At 36.2% G+C, this 18119-nt stretch carries 16 protein-coding genes; 2 read left to right on the top strand and 14 right to left on the bottom strand.

Annotated features, from left to right (window positions below; genetic code table 11):
- Nucleotides 1-21 precede the first annotated feature (21 nt).
- The 3 genes from BUF11_RS04755 to BUF11_RS04745 are packed head-to-tail and all read right to left on the bottom strand — an operon-like array spanning nt 22 to nt 3839.
- Nucleotides 22-1287, bottom strand: coding sequence for a type 1 periplasmic-binding domain-containing protein (locus BUF11_RS04755; RefSeq protein WP_073587594.1), 1266 nt, complete (start codon nt 1285-1287; stop codon nt 22-24).
- Between the two features lie 58 nt (nt 1288-1345).
- Complete coding sequence (locus tag BUF11_RS04750; protein WP_073587593.1) at nt 1346-2311, bottom strand: ABC transporter permease; 966 nt, start codon at nt 2309-2311, stop codon at nt 1346-1348.
- Nucleotides 2312-2336: 25 nt separating this feature from the next.
- The gene (locus tag BUF11_RS04745; RefSeq protein ID WP_073587592.1) at nt 2337-3839 is read right to left on the bottom strand and encodes a sugar ABC transporter ATP-binding protein; all 1503 of its coding nucleotides are present in this window, start codon (nt 3837-3839) and stop codon (nt 2337-2339) included.
- Between the two features lie 263 nt (nt 3840-4102).
- On the opposite strand from BUF11_RS04745, the gene BUF11_RS04740 reads away from it, so the two are divergent.
- Nucleotides 4103-6598 carry a GH39 family glycosyl hydrolase gene (locus BUF11_RS04740; protein ID WP_073587591.1) on the top strand — a complete coding sequence of 832 codons (2496 nt, stop codon included), beginning with the start codon at nt 4103-4105 and terminating at the stop codon, nt 6596-6598.
- 65 nt (nt 6599-6663) lie between these two features.
- Here BUF11_RS04740 and pgmB read toward each other — a convergent pair whose 3' ends face one another.
- The 7 genes from pgmB to BUF11_RS04700 all read right to left on the bottom strand — a co-directional run bounded on the left by pgmB (nt 6664) and on the right by BUF11_RS04700 (nt 13170).
- On the bottom strand, nt 6664-7305 hold the full coding sequence (gene pgmB / locus BUF11_RS04735; protein WP_073587590.1) for a beta-phosphoglucomutase: 642 nt from the start codon (nt 7303-7305) through the stop codon (nt 6664-6666).
- 208 nt (nt 7306-7513) lie between these two features.
- Entirely contained in the window at nt 7514-8221 is a 708-nt protein-coding gene (locus tag BUF11_RS04730) for a DUF4405 domain-containing protein (RefSeq protein ID WP_084558446.1), read from the bottom strand.
- A gap of 186 nt (nt 8222-8407) precedes the next feature.
- Nucleotides 8408-9547, bottom strand: coding sequence for an ECF transporter S component (locus BUF11_RS25025; RefSeq protein ID WP_330393850.1), 1140 nt, complete (start codon nt 9545-9547; stop codon nt 8408-8410).
- A 53-nt stretch (nt 9548-9600) separates the two neighbouring features.
- Complete coding sequence (locus BUF11_RS04715) at nt 9601-10497, bottom strand: permease (protein ID WP_073587589.1); 897 nt, start codon at nt 10495-10497, stop codon at nt 9601-9603.
- On the bottom strand, nt 10490-11341 hold the full coding sequence (locus tag BUF11_RS04710; protein WP_334293027.1) for a DUF362 domain-containing protein: 852 nt from the start codon (nt 11339-11341) through the stop codon (nt 10490-10492). Before BUF11_RS04710 ends, BUF11_RS04715 begins: the two co-directional genes overlap by 8 nt.
- A 555-nt stretch (nt 11342-11896) precedes the next feature.
- Nucleotides 11897-12256, bottom strand: a complete 360-nt coding sequence (locus tag BUF11_RS04705; protein WP_073587587.1) for a nuclear transport factor 2 family protein — start codon at nt 12254-12256, stop codon at nt 11897-11899.
- A 62-nt stretch (nt 12257-12318) separates the two neighbouring features.
- On the bottom strand, nt 12319-13170 hold the full coding sequence (locus BUF11_RS04700) for an aldo/keto reductase (RefSeq protein WP_073587586.1): 852 nt from the start codon (nt 13168-13170) through the stop codon (nt 12319-12321).
- A 133-nt stretch (nt 13171-13303) separates the two neighbouring features.
- Here BUF11_RS04700 and BUF11_RS04695 point away from each other — a divergent pair, with 133 nt between their 5' ends.
- Nucleotides 13304-13954: a TetR/AcrR family transcriptional regulator gene (locus BUF11_RS04695; RefSeq protein WP_073587585.1), complete on the top strand. Its 651-nt coding sequence runs from the start codon at nt 13304-13306 to the stop codon at nt 13952-13954.
- A gap of 32 nt (nt 13955-13986) precedes the next feature.
- On the opposite strand, the gene BUF11_RS24920 is transcribed toward BUF11_RS04695, so the two are convergent.
- The 4 genes from BUF11_RS24920 to BUF11_RS04675 all read right to left on the bottom strand — a co-directional run bounded on the left by BUF11_RS24920 (nt 13987) and on the right by BUF11_RS04675 (nt 18046).
- Nucleotides 13987-14115, bottom strand: a complete 129-nt coding sequence (locus BUF11_RS24920) for a hypothetical protein (protein ID WP_278277130.1) — start codon at nt 14113-14115, stop codon at nt 13987-13989.
- Between the two features lie 574 nt (nt 14116-14689).
- A complete protein-coding gene (locus tag BUF11_RS04685; RefSeq protein ID WP_073587583.1) occupies nt 14690-15580 on the bottom strand; it encodes a carbohydrate ABC transporter permease in 891 nt (296 codons plus the stop codon).
- Between the two features lie 17 nt (nt 15581-15597).
- Entirely contained in the window at nt 15598-16527 is a 930-nt protein-coding gene (locus BUF11_RS04680; protein WP_073587939.1) for an ABC transporter permease, read from the bottom strand.
- 13 nt (nt 16528-16540) lie between these two features.
- Nucleotides 16541-18046: an ABC transporter substrate-binding protein gene (locus BUF11_RS04675; protein WP_073587582.1), complete on the bottom strand. Its 1506-nt coding sequence runs from the start codon at nt 18044-18046 to the stop codon at nt 16541-16543.
- Between the last annotated feature and the right edge of the window lie 73 nt (nt 18047-18119).

Raw genomic sequence — 18119 nt, 5'->3', positions numbered from 1 at the left:
ACTGCCGTTTCTTATATTTGCTTATTTAATATCATCAATTGTGAGAGCAGCAAGCATATCCCTTAAGTTTGCATAAGTAGCAGATGGATTTGCATAAGCTGTCATATTAAGTACATCTTCCGGAGAATAGATAGCGTCTGTAGCAGCTTTTGTATAATAAACACTTTTCTGGAATTTTGCTAAATCTTCGTCACTGTTGATAACAATCTGAGAAGAACTGATACGTTCAGCCACTTCCGGCTGGTCAGAAAACGTTACACCATTAATTTTGTTTAACAGTAATACGAGGGGATAATTAATGGATTCTACAGCTGTTACCATGTTCTGCTGATAGGTTCCGGTTCCGGCTGTTCCAAAGTTCGCTTCTTCACCACCGTCAAAACCGGTTGTAAATAATTTAATGTCTTTATCTACGCCTGCCTGAACCATGGTCGGATATACAAAAGCACTGCCTGCCGCAAAACTAATAATTGCCTGAGTATCTGCATGTTTTGAGAAATACGTAGTATTCATAGGAGAGAATGCTAATACATCGGTCTCTTCATCCAATGGATCTACGGTAATCGGGGTCTCTGCTGTTTTGTTGTATTCCTCCACTGCTGCTACAAACTGGTCGGCACCTGCCTGCTGTGATGGGAATGCCCATACCGGAAAAACAGCCATAGATACATGTGTTATCGGTGCTTCTGTATTTCTTTTATTATACTCAACCAAACTGTTAAACATAGTGGTTCCAATTGTCACATCATCCGGATTCTGTCCATCCGATGCTGTACCAACGAAATATTTACTTTTAAATACCTGATCAAATGCTGAAGTATAGGAGGTATTATAATCGCAAAGATATCCTCCGATATATACGTTTGCGGCTTCACATTCCTGAATAATAGAAGTCATTCCCAAATCCATGGTACAAATGATTCCATCTACACCGGAAGAAATCAATTCTTGAATTTTTGTCAGGTTAGCTGCCTCATCAGTCTGTGTTAAAACGGTATACTTAAATGTAACCTTTAACGTATCTGACATAGATTCCAGATATGCTTTTGTTGCATCCACTGCAAGACCGGTATCCTGATAAAAGGCAACACCGATGGTACAGTCTTTTCCTTCCACACTTTTTGTATTCTCTGCCGCATCGGAAGTTCCTGTTCCCGTCGTATTCTCTGTCTGTGTTCCAGTACCTCCAGTACCTTTATTACTTTCACTACTTCCACAAGCTGCCATGGAAACGGTCATAACCCCTGCAAGCAAGATTGCTGCAAATTTTTTTATAACCTTTTTCATTTTCTTACCTCCTATTTTCTAAAAATGTATATGTTCTTCTGCCTATGCAGTAAAAACCTTATCTTGGTAAAACGTTATCTTTTTTTCGACAGGTAACAAATATGATTCCGATAAAAATAACTGCTTTTACAAAATTAATCATATTTAAACTAACGCCCATAGTTGCTAAGTCATTTGACAAAAGCACATAGGTAAATGTACCAATTAATGCACTGCTTACTTTTGATTTCATGCCACCTGATAACGGCATTCCGCCCAATATCAGGCAAATCATGATATCCATAGCGTAGCCGCTTCCTGTTCCTTTTCCAGCACTGCCAGTGCGCATCAGCATAATAAAAGTACCGATTGCAACACATATTCCAAACGCCATATAAGCAACTACCTTCCATTTCAATGTATTGATACCGCTTTGAGCAGTTGCTATTTCATTTGCTCCTATTCCCTTTGTGTATTTTCCTAATTTTGAGAATCTAAAAAAATAGGTTACTGCCAATGTTACAATTACGATTGCTGCAACCAGAACCAGATTATAAGTATTTCTGTCTGCAGGTTTAATAGTTGCCTGAATAGAGATGGAGTTGGTACCCGTACTTTCCATTAGAAGCAACTGTGCTCCTGTAAAGAAAAACATTAAGAAAAGAGAGGTTACAATAGAGGGTAATTTCAGCCATACCGCAACAGCACCATTAAATGCACCGCACACCATAGCAATTGCCAGGATAACCAGAAAGCTTATTATTACTCCCGCTAAGGTGCCGCCCATTCGATTTGTAATCAAAATAATTAAAATTGCGTATACACCTACCTGCTGTCCTACACTAACGTCCATATAACCCATGGAATATACAAATACTGCTCCCAGCGCAATGACAGCATATACTGCTCCGGCCTGTATTACCGTTGTCATGTTGTATGTAAGCTTATCCCCGCTAAAAACCAGAAAAAGGATAAAGGTGGCTATCAGCCCCGCATATGCAGCCAAATCATAGACATGTTTTTTCAAGAATCCTGTTGAAAACATTTTATTTCCTCCTGGTATGCACTCATCAAATCATGTATTCAATCATATCTGTTTCTGATAAATCTTTGTTTCGCATGAATTCCTTTGTAATCAGGAAATCTTTCATAACTATAATTTTATCTGCCATACCAATCAGTTCTGACATTTCTTCACTAATTAAGATAATTGCTTTTCCCTGCTTTTTCATTTCATTAATTAACTCATACATGAACTGTTTTACACCAATATCCACGCCTCGTGTCGGGCAATCCATAATGATAACATCGGAACCTTTTGCCGTCCATTTTGCGAATGATACCTTTTGTTTGTTACCGCCACTTAAGGTATTGACCCATTGCTTTCCGTCACCGCATTTGATGCGGAATGCTTCAATTTCTTTATCTGCCATCTTCTTCTCTTTTAATGGACTAATAAAAGTAGCTTTCGATAATTCCGTCTTTGAAGGGAGAGTAATGTTATCTTGAATGGAACCCTCCAAAATCAAGGCTTCCATATCTCTGTTTTTTGAGATGTATCCTATACCGGAGCGGATTGCTTCATGGCATCCTGTAATTTTTTGTCCATTACGTTCTACTGTCCCCTGCTCCGGTTTTTCAAGCCCAAATGCAATTCTGCCGATTTCGTGCATTCCACATCCGCTTAAGCCGCCAAATCCAATAATTTCACCTTCATGAAGAGTAAGTGAAAAATCTTTGATAGCCCCAAGGCTAACGTTCTTTAACTCCAGAGCTACTTTTTCACTATGGGAGGAATCGTAATCCTCTCTATAATAGGAATCTCCAATTTCCCTTCCTACCATCATATATCTTATTACTTGCTCCGCATTTGGCATGTCCATTTCATTACGATCAAGGTGTCCTATTATTTCTCCATCCCTAAGTACGGTTAAATGTGTACACTGCTCTAATATTTCATCCATGTCATGAGATATAAAAATTACTGATTTCCCCTGATCCTTCAATCTATGTATCAGTTTATAGAGTAATTGACGACCCTCCAAGGATAATGCTGTTGTTGTTTCATCCACAACGAAAACATCTGTATCTTCAGACACGCAGCGTACAATTTCTACTAACTTTCGTTCTTCAAATCCGTACTGATTGATATTATCCAATGCTTTGATATGAGAAATATTGAAAGAATCCAGAATTCTCTGTGCTTCTTCATTTACCTTTTTCATATTTACAAAACCGAATTTTGAAAATTCATCAAATCTTCCAGCAAATATATTTTCTGCAATGGTACAGTTTGAAATTGTATTTGCTTCCTGCAATACCATACTGATTCCGGCTTTTTGCGCCTCTACCATGCTTCCTGGATTCCAGGGTTCTCCTTTATAAAAGATTTCTCCACTGGTTGCTTTCTGCATTCCGGCTATAATTGATGTAATCGTGGATTTTCCGCTTCCGTTTTCACCGACCAGTCCTCGAATCTGTCCTCTATAAAATTTGACATCCACATTATGCAGTGCTTTTGTCGGGCCGAAATTTTTACACATATTCTTTACTTCTATCATTAATTGTTCCATAATTGCCTCCATGTCATGGAAATCATTTCTGATGTTCTGATACTGTGATAATTATAGCATCCTAAGCGTTCTCCTCCCAGTTCATCACTTTTTCTTTTTAGGTACATTTTTTAAGAAAATATAAGAAAAATTGTTTGGGGTAGTTATTTGGTATAAAAGCATATTAATTTTTATACATTTTAGGTCTTTACATAGTGATTAAAGCTGTTATACTAAAAGCAAAACGAAAATAATGTACATTTTTTAATCAGAAGGGAACTACGATGTTAGAAGAACGACATGAGATTATTGAATTTTCTCCCAATATTCCTTTGAAGATATTTATGCATAAGCTGGGGTTCGTAGCAAGACATTGGCATAAAAGCTTAGAACTTCTCATGGTTTTAGAAGGGACCATTGAGATTACATTAGACGGTACGACATATATGCTTAATGGTGAAGATATTATTCTGATCAATTCCAACAGCATTCATGAGATTCATTCTGAAAGTGCAGTTATGATTGCTCTTCAGATTGATTTGGCCCGAATGAATCAGTTTGATAATTCGTTAGAAAATCTATCCTTTGACTGTAACAGCAGTACTTCTTCAGACTCCGGAAAATTTAACGGCATTCGTTTTACTATTGCCACTATGATCCGGGAGAACGCCCATAATGCAAAGGGTGCTGAATACAAAAATTATGCTCTGTGTTATTATCTTGTTTCAGAACTTTTGTCTAACTTTCAGGTTCCCACTACAGAAGCCATGAAAACCCAGCAAAAATATATGGTGCGCCTTACCCGCATTATTAACTATATACAAGAACACTACGCAGAGAATTTCAGTTTAAGTGACCTGGCAGAAAGTGAACAGCTCTCTGTCCCATACCTTTCTAATTTTTTTGATAAACATATGGGAATCAAGTTTTCACAATATTATACCAATGTGAAGCTTTCTCATGCTGTCAATGACCTGCTTTCTTCGGATGACTCAATTGAAGCTATTGCTATTAAAAATGGGTTTACAGAATCCCATTCCTTTGTTCGTTGTTTTAAGAAACGTTATGAAATGCTGCCAAGCACTTACCGTAAGGATAAAAAAATGCAGGGATTAAATGCCCCTACGCCGGAGAATCTGAATTACCTGCTTATTGAGCCAAGCAGTTATCTTCATAAATTAACCAAATATTTAGGAAACATAGATGAATCTTTTTACAATACTTCCCGTGAATACACTGATGAAATTAACAGAAGCAGTATTTCTGTTGCTTCCCCTATGAAGGAACTAAAACATACCTTTAAAAAATTCACTACAGTAGGACGTGCCAAGGAGCTTCTTAATTCCAACATTCAGAGTATGCTGAGAGATCTACAAGAACATATTGGATATGAATATATAAAATTTCATGGTATTCTGTCTGATGACATGATGGTGGTCAGCCGTACCGGAGGGAAGCTGCAATTTCACTACGTCCTTGTAGATATGGCACTTGACTTTCTGATGTCCATCCATTTAAAACCTTTAATTCAACTTTCCTTCATGCCAAAAGAGCTTGCCAGTGACCTTAATAAAACTACCTTTTATTCCGCATTTAACACCAGCCCACCAAAAGAATTTTCTGAATGGGAACTGTTAATTGAAGATTTTACGAAGCATCTAATCGAACGTTATGGAATCAAGGAAGTTCTTACCTGGCCATTTTGTGTATGGAACGAACCGGTAACGCCAAAGTCCATGTTTGGTTTTGGTAATGACAACCTTTTCTTCCGTTTTTATGAAATAACCTATCGGACAGTAAAAAAAGTTTGCCCTGAAATTATTTTTGGCTCTCCATCCATTCTCTATATGGAAAATCTGGGCAGCGATATATGGATACGAAATTTTGTGGCTTATACCAAAAAACATAATTGTATTCCGGAGTTTATGAATATGCACTATTATTCTGATATCATTCCTTCTGTGAATAATCAGAACTTCTACATTGCCCATGCTGCCTCTTCGTCATTCCCAAAGAGGACCGACGATTTTTCTCTTTGGATTGGCAGTATCCGAAAAATTATTTCTTCACTGAATCTGCCCGATATTCCTATTTATCTGACAGAATGGAACTTTACATTGTCCCATCGCAATTTGATTAATGACACCTGCTTTAAATCCTGCTATATCATGAAAAATCTACTTAAAAATTATGACAGGCTAGACAGCTTTGGCTACTGGAGCCTTACCGATTTGTTAGAAGAGAATGCCTTGCCAGATACCTTATTCCATGGAGGACTTGGAATTTATACCATGAATGGGCTGCGCAAAAATGTATTCTATGCGTTCTATTTTGCTAATATGCTGGGGAATGAATTGATTATGGCAGAGGACGGCTATTTTATTACCAGAAAGGAAGACTGCTATCAGATTATCACCTATAATTATATCCATTATGGTAATCTGTTTGCTTCCGGTGAATTATTTGACATCACGGAGACCAGCCGTTATTCTGCCTTCGATATATCCAGACGACTACAGGTGAATCTGGGCTTAGAGCAGCTTGAAAACGGACGTTACGAAATCATTGAATACTTCGTAAACCGGGAACATGGCAGTTGTTATGACTTGTGGATTAGTATGGGTGGTGTTCCGTTGAACCCACAGGATACTAATTTATTGCGGGGACTTTGTGTACCCGGTTATCACAAAGAATACCGATTAGTAGAAAAGAATACACTTTCCTACACTGCACTATTGGAACCATTAGAAATTCGGTTTGCAGAAATCAAACCGGTATAATAAATAATTAAAAAAGAGGCTGTCGCAAAATGAATTTTTGTATTTTGCGACAGCCCCTCTCTTCTCTATATTAATATTTTTAACAAGTCTGCAAATGTGGTAAGTGTATAATCTGCTTTCTGACATTTTACGGCATCGCCCATAGCGGCGGTCTTCATTCCACCTGATATTCCTGCTTCAATCCCTGCCTCTGCATCCTCGACTACAAGACAATTTTCCGGTTTCTCTCCAAGGAATTCCGCTCCTTTTAAAAACACCTCAGGCTCTGGTTTTGACTTAGTGATGTTCGTTCCATCCGAAATTGCATCAAAAGCGCTTAAGAGATTTACACGTTCTAAAATGAATTTTGCATTTTTACTGGAAGAACCTAATGAAATTTTATATCCTCTGCCACGAATCTCTCTCAAGGTATCTCTCACTTCTTTTGATACATCTGCCGGTGTCATGGTTTTAAGAAGCTCTCTATAGGTCTCATTCTTCCTATCTGCTAATTGTTGTTTTTTCTCCTGTGATAAAGGTTCCCCTTCGTATTGCTCTAAAACAATCTCCAAACTATCCATTCGGCTGACACCACGCAAACGGTTATTTATCACTTCATCAAAGTAAATTCCCATTTCATCCGCCATCTTCTTCCATGCCTGATAATGAAATTTATCTGTGAAAACAATAACTCCATCCAAATCAAATATAACAGCTTTTAAATTCACAATTTATCCTCCGTAATTTTCATAAAACCAAATTATTGTACCTTTTAAGTATATCATCAATAATCTTTATAAAAAATATCATTCATTACGAATTTATCTTTTATTTTTTATGATTTCAATAGTAAATCGCGAACGAGGATGTACATTTTTTAATCTCCTGCAAAATAGATTGAGCTAATATACTTTCCGGCAAGAGGGCTATTCGGTTTTAATGTTCCACTCCGGCGTCCCGCTTTTTCACTTCTTTATTTTTACTAATCAGCCATCTTTGTAAGTAATATGCAATAAATACCATAGTTCCCATAATTGCAAAATAATCAAGAACAAAGAAAATCACCGGTTCTTCATAATCAAAAAATGCGAATTGTATCTGCATAGTAATGTAATTAATAAAATCTCTTTTAATTAATGCATAAATACCGTATACGGCAATTCCTGCCGCAACACTCCTTAAACAAATTATTCTGTATTTGTTCTCAGTCTGAAACCTAAGCATCTTCTTAAACATAGTCATAATCATTCCATAATGAAGACCGATATGAAAGCTCATAAACAGAAAACCTGCATAGGCACATAACATATGGATTGTTCTTGCAGTCGATGCTCTTAATCCAAAGGGTATAAAAGTAAATACATATCCGGACATGGATATTCCGCTGATCATCTGCAATAGCATCACAATCAGCATTGAAATATCAACAATTGTCTGAAGCATTCTGGGGGCTGTATATTTTCCTCTGAACAGATTCTTATACCAGTTCCTGTTTAGAATATTATGAACGAGGAAAAGAATCAACATTGCTGCTCCTGCTACTTCATGATTATTGTTGCCGGTATATTGGAAACACATAAGGACAAATAGCGTAATAGTCATTAATATATCCACTGATATTTTTATTTTCACTTTTGTGTTCAAAGCATTCCTCCTTCTGTCTCATCGTAAATACCATTTTCAAATAAAAATCGTTCATTTTGACCTCTTTTCTGCCGCACCAATTAATTGGAAATCTCATTAAGTTTGTCTATATAAAACAAATGGTATAAAGAAGTTGTAAAAAAGACTTATGGATTACCATAAGTCTTTCCATTTCATAGTAGAATATTACTGCCATTTAATAATTACGCTTTCTTCTTTTATAGCAAATTTATTAAAATATGCGTTTTCTTTTGGAATCCATTCGCTTATAAAGCGTTTTAATTTTTCTTCTCCATTACGCTTTCTGATATTATCTATTTGTGAATTATCATCAATATCCATAAATATCTTCAAATCATATATGTTTCCAAAATACGGATGCTGGCTATAGGAACCCTCTATAATATTAAGATGCTTATGTTTCATTATTGCTACTGATTTTTCTATGGATTTGTTATCACAGCTATATTTCGTATATTCAACATCCTGTTTCTTTAAGAGCTTATTAATTACTTCTGTTTTGAATCTTTCGTAGTCAACGTTGCCACCAATCTCATTGATACGACTCTCCGTTTTTTGTTCTTCTCTTAAGAAAAAGTCATCCATATGAAAGAGATTGCAGTCGTATACACTTTGTAAATAGTATGCCAATGTTGTCTTTCCGCTTGCGCATTTTCCATCGATTGCTATCATGAGATTATCCTTGTTTGATTTCAACAAATTATTTACTTCCGTCAGAACAGGTTCAAAACGATTGGCACACGCTGCTTTCATGTCCAATTTCTCATTTTTTGATAGATGGCGTATTACTCCTGCATGCTTTAGTGAGGAAACCAATAAAGGAATTAAAACCAATTGTATTATGATACCTGGAATTGCATTGATAACAGCTTGCATAGCAAATATCTTCCATGTAAATATATTGCCAAGTAAGGTATATAACCCAAAAGATACAGCTCCCCAAACAATCCTTCCTGCAATCATTGCACCAATCAGGGAAATATAGGCGGCAAACCTCTTACCTGCTATTCTTTGATATATAATACCAGAGATAAGTCCATAGGTAGCAAGTTCAAATGACATAGAGACTGCTGTAGGCATCAGTGGCGGCATACCAAATAAAATACTACGTAATAACGGTAGTATGAATCCTACTATAAGCCCATATGGCCCACCGCAGATAAACCCACATAAGATAACAGGTATATGCATTGGCAACAACATATTACCAATTGATGGAATCTGCAGTGTCACAAATGGTAATATGATTCCAATTGCTATAAATAGTGCTGATAATACTAACTTATTTGTCCTGTTTGTTCTCATTTTTATTCTCCATGATAAATAATCCGACATCTTGTTATCATAAGGTATAGTACTCAAATATTTATAATTAGGCCAATTAAAAATGAAAATAGTATCACATATAATAAATACATTATAAACCGGCGGGTACCTAACACAATTTTAACAGCTCCTAAATTGGTAATTTTAGTAGCCGGTCCGGTAATCATAAAAGCAGCAGCTGATCCCAGGCTCATACCGTCATAAAGCCACTGTTGTAAAATAGGTATCGTTCCGCCACCGCACATGTAAAGCGGAACACCAATGGTAGCTGCCATAAGTACACCGAATCCCTCATTTTTTCCAAATAAATTAACAAACGCATCTGTCGGTACATATCTCTGAAACATTGCTGATAATGCTATGCCTATAAGAAAGTACAAACCAGTTGCTTTTACATTGCGGCCAAAATTTCTAATTAGACGTAACAGAATATTTGGGTCGGTATCTCGGCTTTTCGTTTCTGAAAAGGAAGAGAAGTTAAAAAATGATTTCTCCTTGTAGAATACATGTACAAGCAATCCCGCCATTATACCACATAGGAGGCAGGCTGAAATCCGAACTATCAATACCTTAGTTCCTAATGCTACACTGTAAATAATCAGCTGGGGATTGAGCAAGATAGAAGACATCATAAATGCTGCCAGCCAGTCGTCTCTCATACCTTTCTCAGAAAAAGTAGCGGCTATCGGAATCGTTCCATACATGCAAAGTGGTGAAGCTATGCCCAATAAACAGGCTGGTACAATGCCAAATACCCCCCACTTCTTATCCTTCAAGTTACTAAAAAGCCGATGAATTCGTTCTTTAGCGAACACGGACACAACCGATCCGATAACCATACCAAGCAACCAGTATGGAAAAATCTGATGTAGTTGAATACTAAAATAATACCAAAGATATACGTATTCTCTATGTAATATGTCAATCATCTATATTCACCAGTTCATACTTACGGCTGCCAAGTCCGATTTTTTCCGCACTTTCCAATGTGTGAAGTCCATTCATTTGTTCTATTCTGTTTACGAGAGATTTACTGCCTTCCGCAGCATATACAAGATCAATACATGCCTGATCCAGTGCTACGGGGTCGGTTGAAGCAAGAATTCCGATATCGTGAATATCCGGTTTAGCCGGATTCCCATTGCAATCGCAATCTATACTAATGTTGTTCATAACATTGACATAAACAATATTTTTCCCATTTCCCAGACTGTCAGAAACAGCCTTACCTGCGTCAGCCATTGATTCCAGGAAGTCATCCTGATCTCCTCCCCACGGGCTTGTATGACTCTTTCCTGCAGTATGAATCAGACATTTTCCCTCTTTCGAGCCAATTCCTATAGAAATATTTTTAATAGCTCCTCCAAAGCCTGCCATCTGATGACCTTTAAAATGGGAAAGTACAATAAAAGAATCATAATTTGCAAAGTGTGATCCGACAAGATCCTCTTTCAGATGAGTTCCTCCGTCTACCGGAAGACTTATTGACCCATCAGCATCCATAATATCCACTGTTGCAATATCCGTAAAGCCGTGATCCTTTGCTACCTGCATATGCATCGCTGTCTCACCGCGAGAACCGCCATACGCCGTGTTACATTCTACAATCGTACCATTTACGGACTGAACCAGGTCTTTAATCAATTCCGGTTTCAGATAATTGCTGGCCGGAGGCTCTCCCGTACTAAGCTTCACAGCAACCTTTCCTTCTGGCGTCCAGTTCAAGGCCTTATAAACCGCCATTAATCCTTCCGGACTGATATCCGTTGTCATATAAACTTTTGATGTTTCCTTGGGTGATTGGGATACCTCTTCCGTACCAGAAGCATCTGTCTGCACTGTGTTACTATCTTCAGAATTTTGTACTTCCGAACTTTCTGTTTCTGAACCTTCTGTTTCTGAACTTTTCATTTCTGTATCGGCTTTCTTATTGCTAGTCTGAGAATTTCCACATGCTACGAGTGAAAATATCATCATAAGACTTAAAACTAAACCAATAACCCTATTCAACTTCATATCACACTCTCCATTCTTATTATTCTGTTTTAATAATTTTTTGCTGGATGCATAATCCTAATTCATTAACTTTAAATTAATGGGAAAATGTGAGAATTCTGTGAAGAAAAAGGTAGATTTCTATGAAAGATATTTATTGATTTGGGTCTTCTTAAGTTCAGTCAAACATAAATCTTTGTTTCCTTTGCAGATGCCTCAAAGATCTTAGTTGTTATGCAGAATAATTAAAAGCTGGAAGCCTAAAACCAACCCCCAGCTCTTGAAGTACAATTGGAAAATTAAATTCAGAGTATTCTTTCTGCATTCAATATACTAATAAACAATTTTTGTATATGACAATGAAGCTAATTTAAGGTCTTCACCATTTTTTGTATATACTTCCGTTACTACAAAAGGGTTAATAACTTCATTTCCGCCAACAATAGCAGTAAGTTTAAGTTTATTTAAGAGTATCACAATTGAATCCAATTCTTTCACTGTTTTTTCTTGAAATTCAATTTCTTTATAAATAATTTTTCCTTCTTTGATAACATTAATTTCATCATCACGGGATAAGGTAACCCCCATATGAACAAACATTGCTTCTTTATGCACCAGGTCAACTAATACATCAACATCAACCTTATTAAAAGCATCCCATATTTTATTCGATACTTCTACAACCTTATTCATTATTGCCTTCTCCAATCTGCAAATTATAATTTTTAAGCATTACTTCTACATAGCAAGCATATTTAATTGTGAACTTTTGCGCTGTGCAGGTATTTCACAAATTCAGGACTGCTATGGTCTACAATTTCACTATGTCCCAAATCCATCCTGGAAATCTTGTCCATATCTTCCTTTGATAATTCAAAATCCCAGATGTCAAGATTTTCTACAATACGATTCTGATGTATCGACTTAGGAATAATCACTACCCCTCTCTGTGTATTCCAACGCAGAACTACCTGCGCAACTGATTTTCCATATTTCCCGGCAATTTCCGTAAGCATAGGATCTGTGAAAATACCGTGCTTTCCTTCTGCGAGGGGTCCCCAGGCTTCAGGCTGGACACCAAACTCTTTCATAGTTGCCAGGGCATTCTCCTGCTGGAAAAATGGATGAAGTTCTACCTGATTGACTGCCGGTGTTACCTTTGCAGTTAAACATAAATCTGTTAAACGCTCCGGATAGAAATTACATACACCAATAGCCTTTACTTTTCCTTCTTTATACAGTTCTTCCATTGCACGCCATGCACCATAGTAATCACCTAACGGCTGATGAATCAGATATAAATCAAGATAATCAAGCCCAAGCTTATCAAGAGAAGTCTGAAATGCTTTTTTTGCTTCTTCGTATCCGGCATCCTGCACCCATAACTTTGTTGTAATGAAAAGTTCTTCTCTTGGAACGCCGCATTTTTTAATCGCTGCCCCTACTGATTCTTCATTAAAATAGGCAGCTGCCGTATCTATCAGTCTATAGCCTGCCTGAATTGCATTAACAACTGATTGCTCGCATTGTGCCGGATCTGGTACCTGGAATACTCCAAATCCTTCCATTGGCATTTTAATACCATTGTTAAGTGTAGTAAATTCCATTGCTTTACCTCCAAATTGTATTTTAAGTGACGAAATGTTTCTTATACTTTATATTATAAGTGACGTTTCGTTTCTTGTCAAGCGAGTTTTTTTATGATATACTAAAAACATCGCAAAACCGGAGGAAAAAGATATGACCGAATTTATCAGAGCCCGCAGCATCGAGCAAAAAAGGCGACGCATGAATGAAATCATGAAAACAACAGACTACCTTTTTCATGACCGTACTTATCAAGAAATTACATTAACCACAATAGCAGAAGCATTAGGTTGGTCCCGTGGTAACTTATATAAATATGTGACAACAAAGGAAGAAATATTCTTAGAATTGTATTTGGAAAAGCAGAATAACTATTTTTTTGATATTGAATCAACTTTTATAGATAAAGATGGTTTAACGGACGAAGAATTTACAGATTTATGGACAAGCATTCTGGATAAAAATCATGATTACTTACGATATTATTCGATTCTTGCCACCATTATTGAAACCAATGTTACAGTAGAACGATTAGCTGAATTTAAAAAAATTGTTCTCTCTGGCTTTGATTCAATCATACAAATTTTATCTAAGCATTGTCATAGTGTATCAAACGATGATGTCATTTCTCTTTATTGGACACTACTTTTCCACGCCTGTGGATTAAATAACAGTTGTCATGTCAGCCCGCTTGTTAGAAAAGCGATGGAGCTTGCCGGTTTGCCGGAGTTTCAAATCAATTTTGTACAAAATTTTCGCAAATTTATGCTTATGTGTCTGAGTCATTACAGACAAATTCCATAATTTTTAAAGAGACAGTAAGAATTTTCAACGCTTCACTCCATGATGTCATCTAATAAAGTTAGTAAACACAGAGGCTCTCTTTCCGGCAGTTCCAGATTATCCTGGAGTCCTGCCTGTTTGCATCTTAAGAAAAATGCCATGTTTTTAACAAGTAAATGCATATTAAATAAGCCTTCTTTATACTCATATATCCCCTGGCATTGTACCATGTTCCAGTATCTGGCTGATACAATTATAATTTTTTGTAAACTGAACCATTTGTTCATTTGATCATAAGTAGCTGTTGTTCCGGCTTTTTTGCTTAGGTTACAGCAGGTTTTAAGAAAACATAATATACAAGATTTACTCCGGTTTTTTCTAAATACAGACGCCGGTAAATATGGAATTAGATAGTAACTCAAAAAAAGGCAGACACTTTTTAATTTAGTTTCTGCCTTTTCATGAACTATAAACAGAACCCTTAAGGTCCTTTATTATTCGTGAACTTATGTATTGTGCAGGTATTTCACAATTTTCAATCTTTTTAAAATTTTTCATAATAGAAAATTGTTTTCAAGTCCTTGTGAACTATGATTGGAATTAAAAACCAGTATGCTTGTGCATATTCTTTAGGAATATGAATATACCCCTTCACTATAAATAATATCACAAAATTACTCTGATGCAATCTATGCATTTAATGTTACAATTATCTGATTCAATGACTCATGCGTTATTTTGTCAGTGTTGCCTTCCTTACCCTTTTACTGCTCCTAACGTAACACCTTCTGTAAAATATTTCTGCAAAAATGGATATAACACAAGAATAGGGAACAATGCGACAAAGGCAATTGCCATACGCACACTGACTGTTGGAATTTGCATTGCTGCACTACTGCTAGCAGTAGAAGCATTGGTCTGTAAAGCTTGTAAATCTTGAATCATCTTATTCAATAATATCTGAACCGTATATAATTTTGATTCATTTACATAGTATAAACCATTTGTCCAATCATTCCAATAGGTCAAGCCAGTAAATAGTCCAACTGTTACAAGAATTGGTTTACCCATAGGCAATACCATGCTGGTAAATAGTTTATAGTAGGATGCACCATCTATCTTGGCTGACTCATAAATTTCTTCCGGTATACTGGTCGAATAATAGGTTCGAATCAGGATAACGTTCATTGCACTTAATAGAAAGTTAGGAACTATTAATGCCAGAATCGTGTTTTTAATATGAAAAATTGTTGTCCACATTAAATAGGTTGGAACTAAACCGCCACTAAATATCATGGTAAAAAACACATAAAAACTTATGACATTTCTAAATGGAAGTTTTTTAACCGATAACACATATCCTGTTGAGGCAGAAAGAAACATATTAATACCTGTACCGATCACTGTCACAAGAATAGTCATTCCATATGCCCTGAAAATTGTTTCTTTATTTGACAGAATATAGCGATATGCATCTAAACTAAATTCTTTTGGTATAAACGAATATCCATTCAGCAGTAATGTTCTCTCAGAGGAGATAGATGACATAAACAACATTACCAAAGGTAGTACCATAATCAGTGTTACTACAAATAAAACGGTATTTGATAAAATTTGATGCCGAATATATGATTTTGATTTTATCATAATATTATCTACTCCTTCTAAAAAATTGCATTTTCTTTATTGAATTTTCTTACTAGTCCGTTAACTACCATAACCAATGAAAATCCTACTACAGACTGGAAAAATCCTGCTGCTGCAGAACGACCTAGTCCACTAGTAGACATCAAAGCACGGTATACATAAGTATCAATTGTGTTGGTTACACTGTATAATGCACCTGAATTTTGCGGTACCTGATAAAACAGTCCAAAATCAGAGTTAAAGATACGTCCTACGCTCATGACGGTCAAAGTAATAATAGATGGGACTAAACAAGGTAATGTGATTTTTTTTATCTGTTGCCATCTACTTGCTCCATCCAACCTTGCTGCTTCAAAAAAGCTTGAATCAATACCTGCAATCCCCGCAATATATATCAGTGTTCCATATCCACACCCTTTCCACAAATTAACAAACGTCAAAATAAATGGCCAGTATTTTGGTGTAGAATACCACTTGATTGGATTCTTTCCTAGTGGAGCCAAAATCATATTGTTTATCAATCCGTTTTCTGCACTCAAGAAACCGAACACAATATAGCTTACAATGACAATCGAAATCAAAAAAGGCAACATAATCGCACTTTGATATATCTTTCTTGCCTTTTTAGACGCCACATTAGTAATTAATATGGCTAAAGTCACACCGACAATAGTTCCCAAAATTATAAATATAACATTATATAGGAAAGTATTTCTTATTATGATTGCCGCATCATTCTGAAATAAATAATTAAAATTATCCAACCCACACCAATCGCTAAAATAGATTCCTTTTTGTTTGTTATATTTTTTAAATGCAATAATGATGCCTGTCATTGGGATATAATTATTAATAAACATGTAAACAATACTTGGCAGAATCATAATATACAGCGGCAGAAACTTTTTAATCTGTTTTAGGCTGACTTTCCCTTTCTGCTTTCTCATGTCATATTCTCCTTTATTTTTTTGCAAGCCATGCATCAAGTTGTGATTGTTTCTCATCCATAACCTTCTGGAGCCCTGCTGCATATAGAGCACTATTCAACTCTTTTAAACCTGTTTTGGAGTCTACATCGCCTGCCGCAATTGTTGATAAATACTCATCTGTAACTGCAGTCAATGCAGCTAGTTCATTTAGAACTGGCTCTGTATTAAATGTAAATCCATATGCTTTTGATACAATTGCTTTGTCTCTTACTTCCTTATATTTATCCCATATATCTACATCGTTGCCTTCCCATACATAACTATTATACTGATTAAACATTGCCCACCCATAGTCCTGATGATATTCTACGTTTTCTGTTGATACACCTTCTGGGAATCCAATTGTTCCATCGCCTTTGACTTCGTAATCAACTCCCTTTACACCCCAATTCAGTAAATCATTTGCTTCTTTGGTTTTATAAAGCCAGTTCAAAAGCTTTACCGCTTTTTCAGGATCTTTGGCATTTGCAGGAATACCATAAGCACCTGCATTTGTTGTTGCAGTATAGCAAGCCGGTTCTGTCACCTGTAAAATAGTAGTATCATATCCAGTTGCTGCATCTTTTTCCTGCTTTGAATTGGGCTTAACATAACTGGTGAAAGAAAAAAGATTTCCAGCTTTTATCAGTGATTCACCTGAATCGGCACTTACTGCAAGATCTTTAGAAACATATCCACGCTGATTCCAATCATACATTAATTGCACCCATGATACAAATTCATCAGACTCATACCAGTTCGAAACAGTAGTATTCTGACCATAATTTAGCAATACCCCAAAGTTTCCACCACCTAACGGGTCAAATGTACTCTGTAATAATGGTTGTGTCAAATTGTTGATTCCACTGTAAAGAATCATATCAGGATGTAGTTCTTTCACTTTTGCATATACTTTAGTCATATCCGCCATAGTTTTAACATCATCTGCCGTAAATCCTGCTTCCTTCAATAAATCAGTTCTAACAACATAACCGATTGGATTACTTCTTTCATGCATGGTTGGAACACCCCACAAAAAATCTCCAATACTACAGCATTTTATATCTTCTTTACCAATAATATCCGTTAAATCACTTCCAGCACTATCAAGAAATGGGGCTATATTTACCACATATCCTGCGTCAATATAAGAACCCGCATTTGATCCAAATATAGGGAAAATATCCAATGCATCGTCTGATGATAAAACCATCTGAATTTGCTGCATATATGTGCCAAGTGTAACTGGCTGCAAATGAATTTTTACATTGATATCGGGTATAGATAATTCGTTAAGTGAATCCTCAACATGCTGTACATCTCTTGGATCATTAGAAGCCCAATACATAACTGTTGCTTCATATGGTTTTTCTTCAGTACCTGTCGCCTTTGCAGCATTACTTGGTGAAGAGTTGCTAGTATCATTACTGTTTCCGCAACCAGTAAAACAGAAAACTAACATTCCCAATACTAACAATAAAGCCATTTTTCTTTTCATAAATTCTTCCTCCACTTTTAGATTTTGTTTTCGTTATATGAGTATATAAACTAAAAATCCTTACACTTATAAG

The sequence above is a fragment of the Anaerocolumna xylanovorans DSM 12503 genome, from assembly GCF_900143645.1.
GTDB classification, from domain to species: Bacteria; Bacillota; Clostridia; order Lachnospirales; family Lachnospiraceae; genus Anaerocolumna; species Anaerocolumna xylanovorans.
This window is presented reverse-complemented; position numbering and strand designations above follow the sequence as displayed.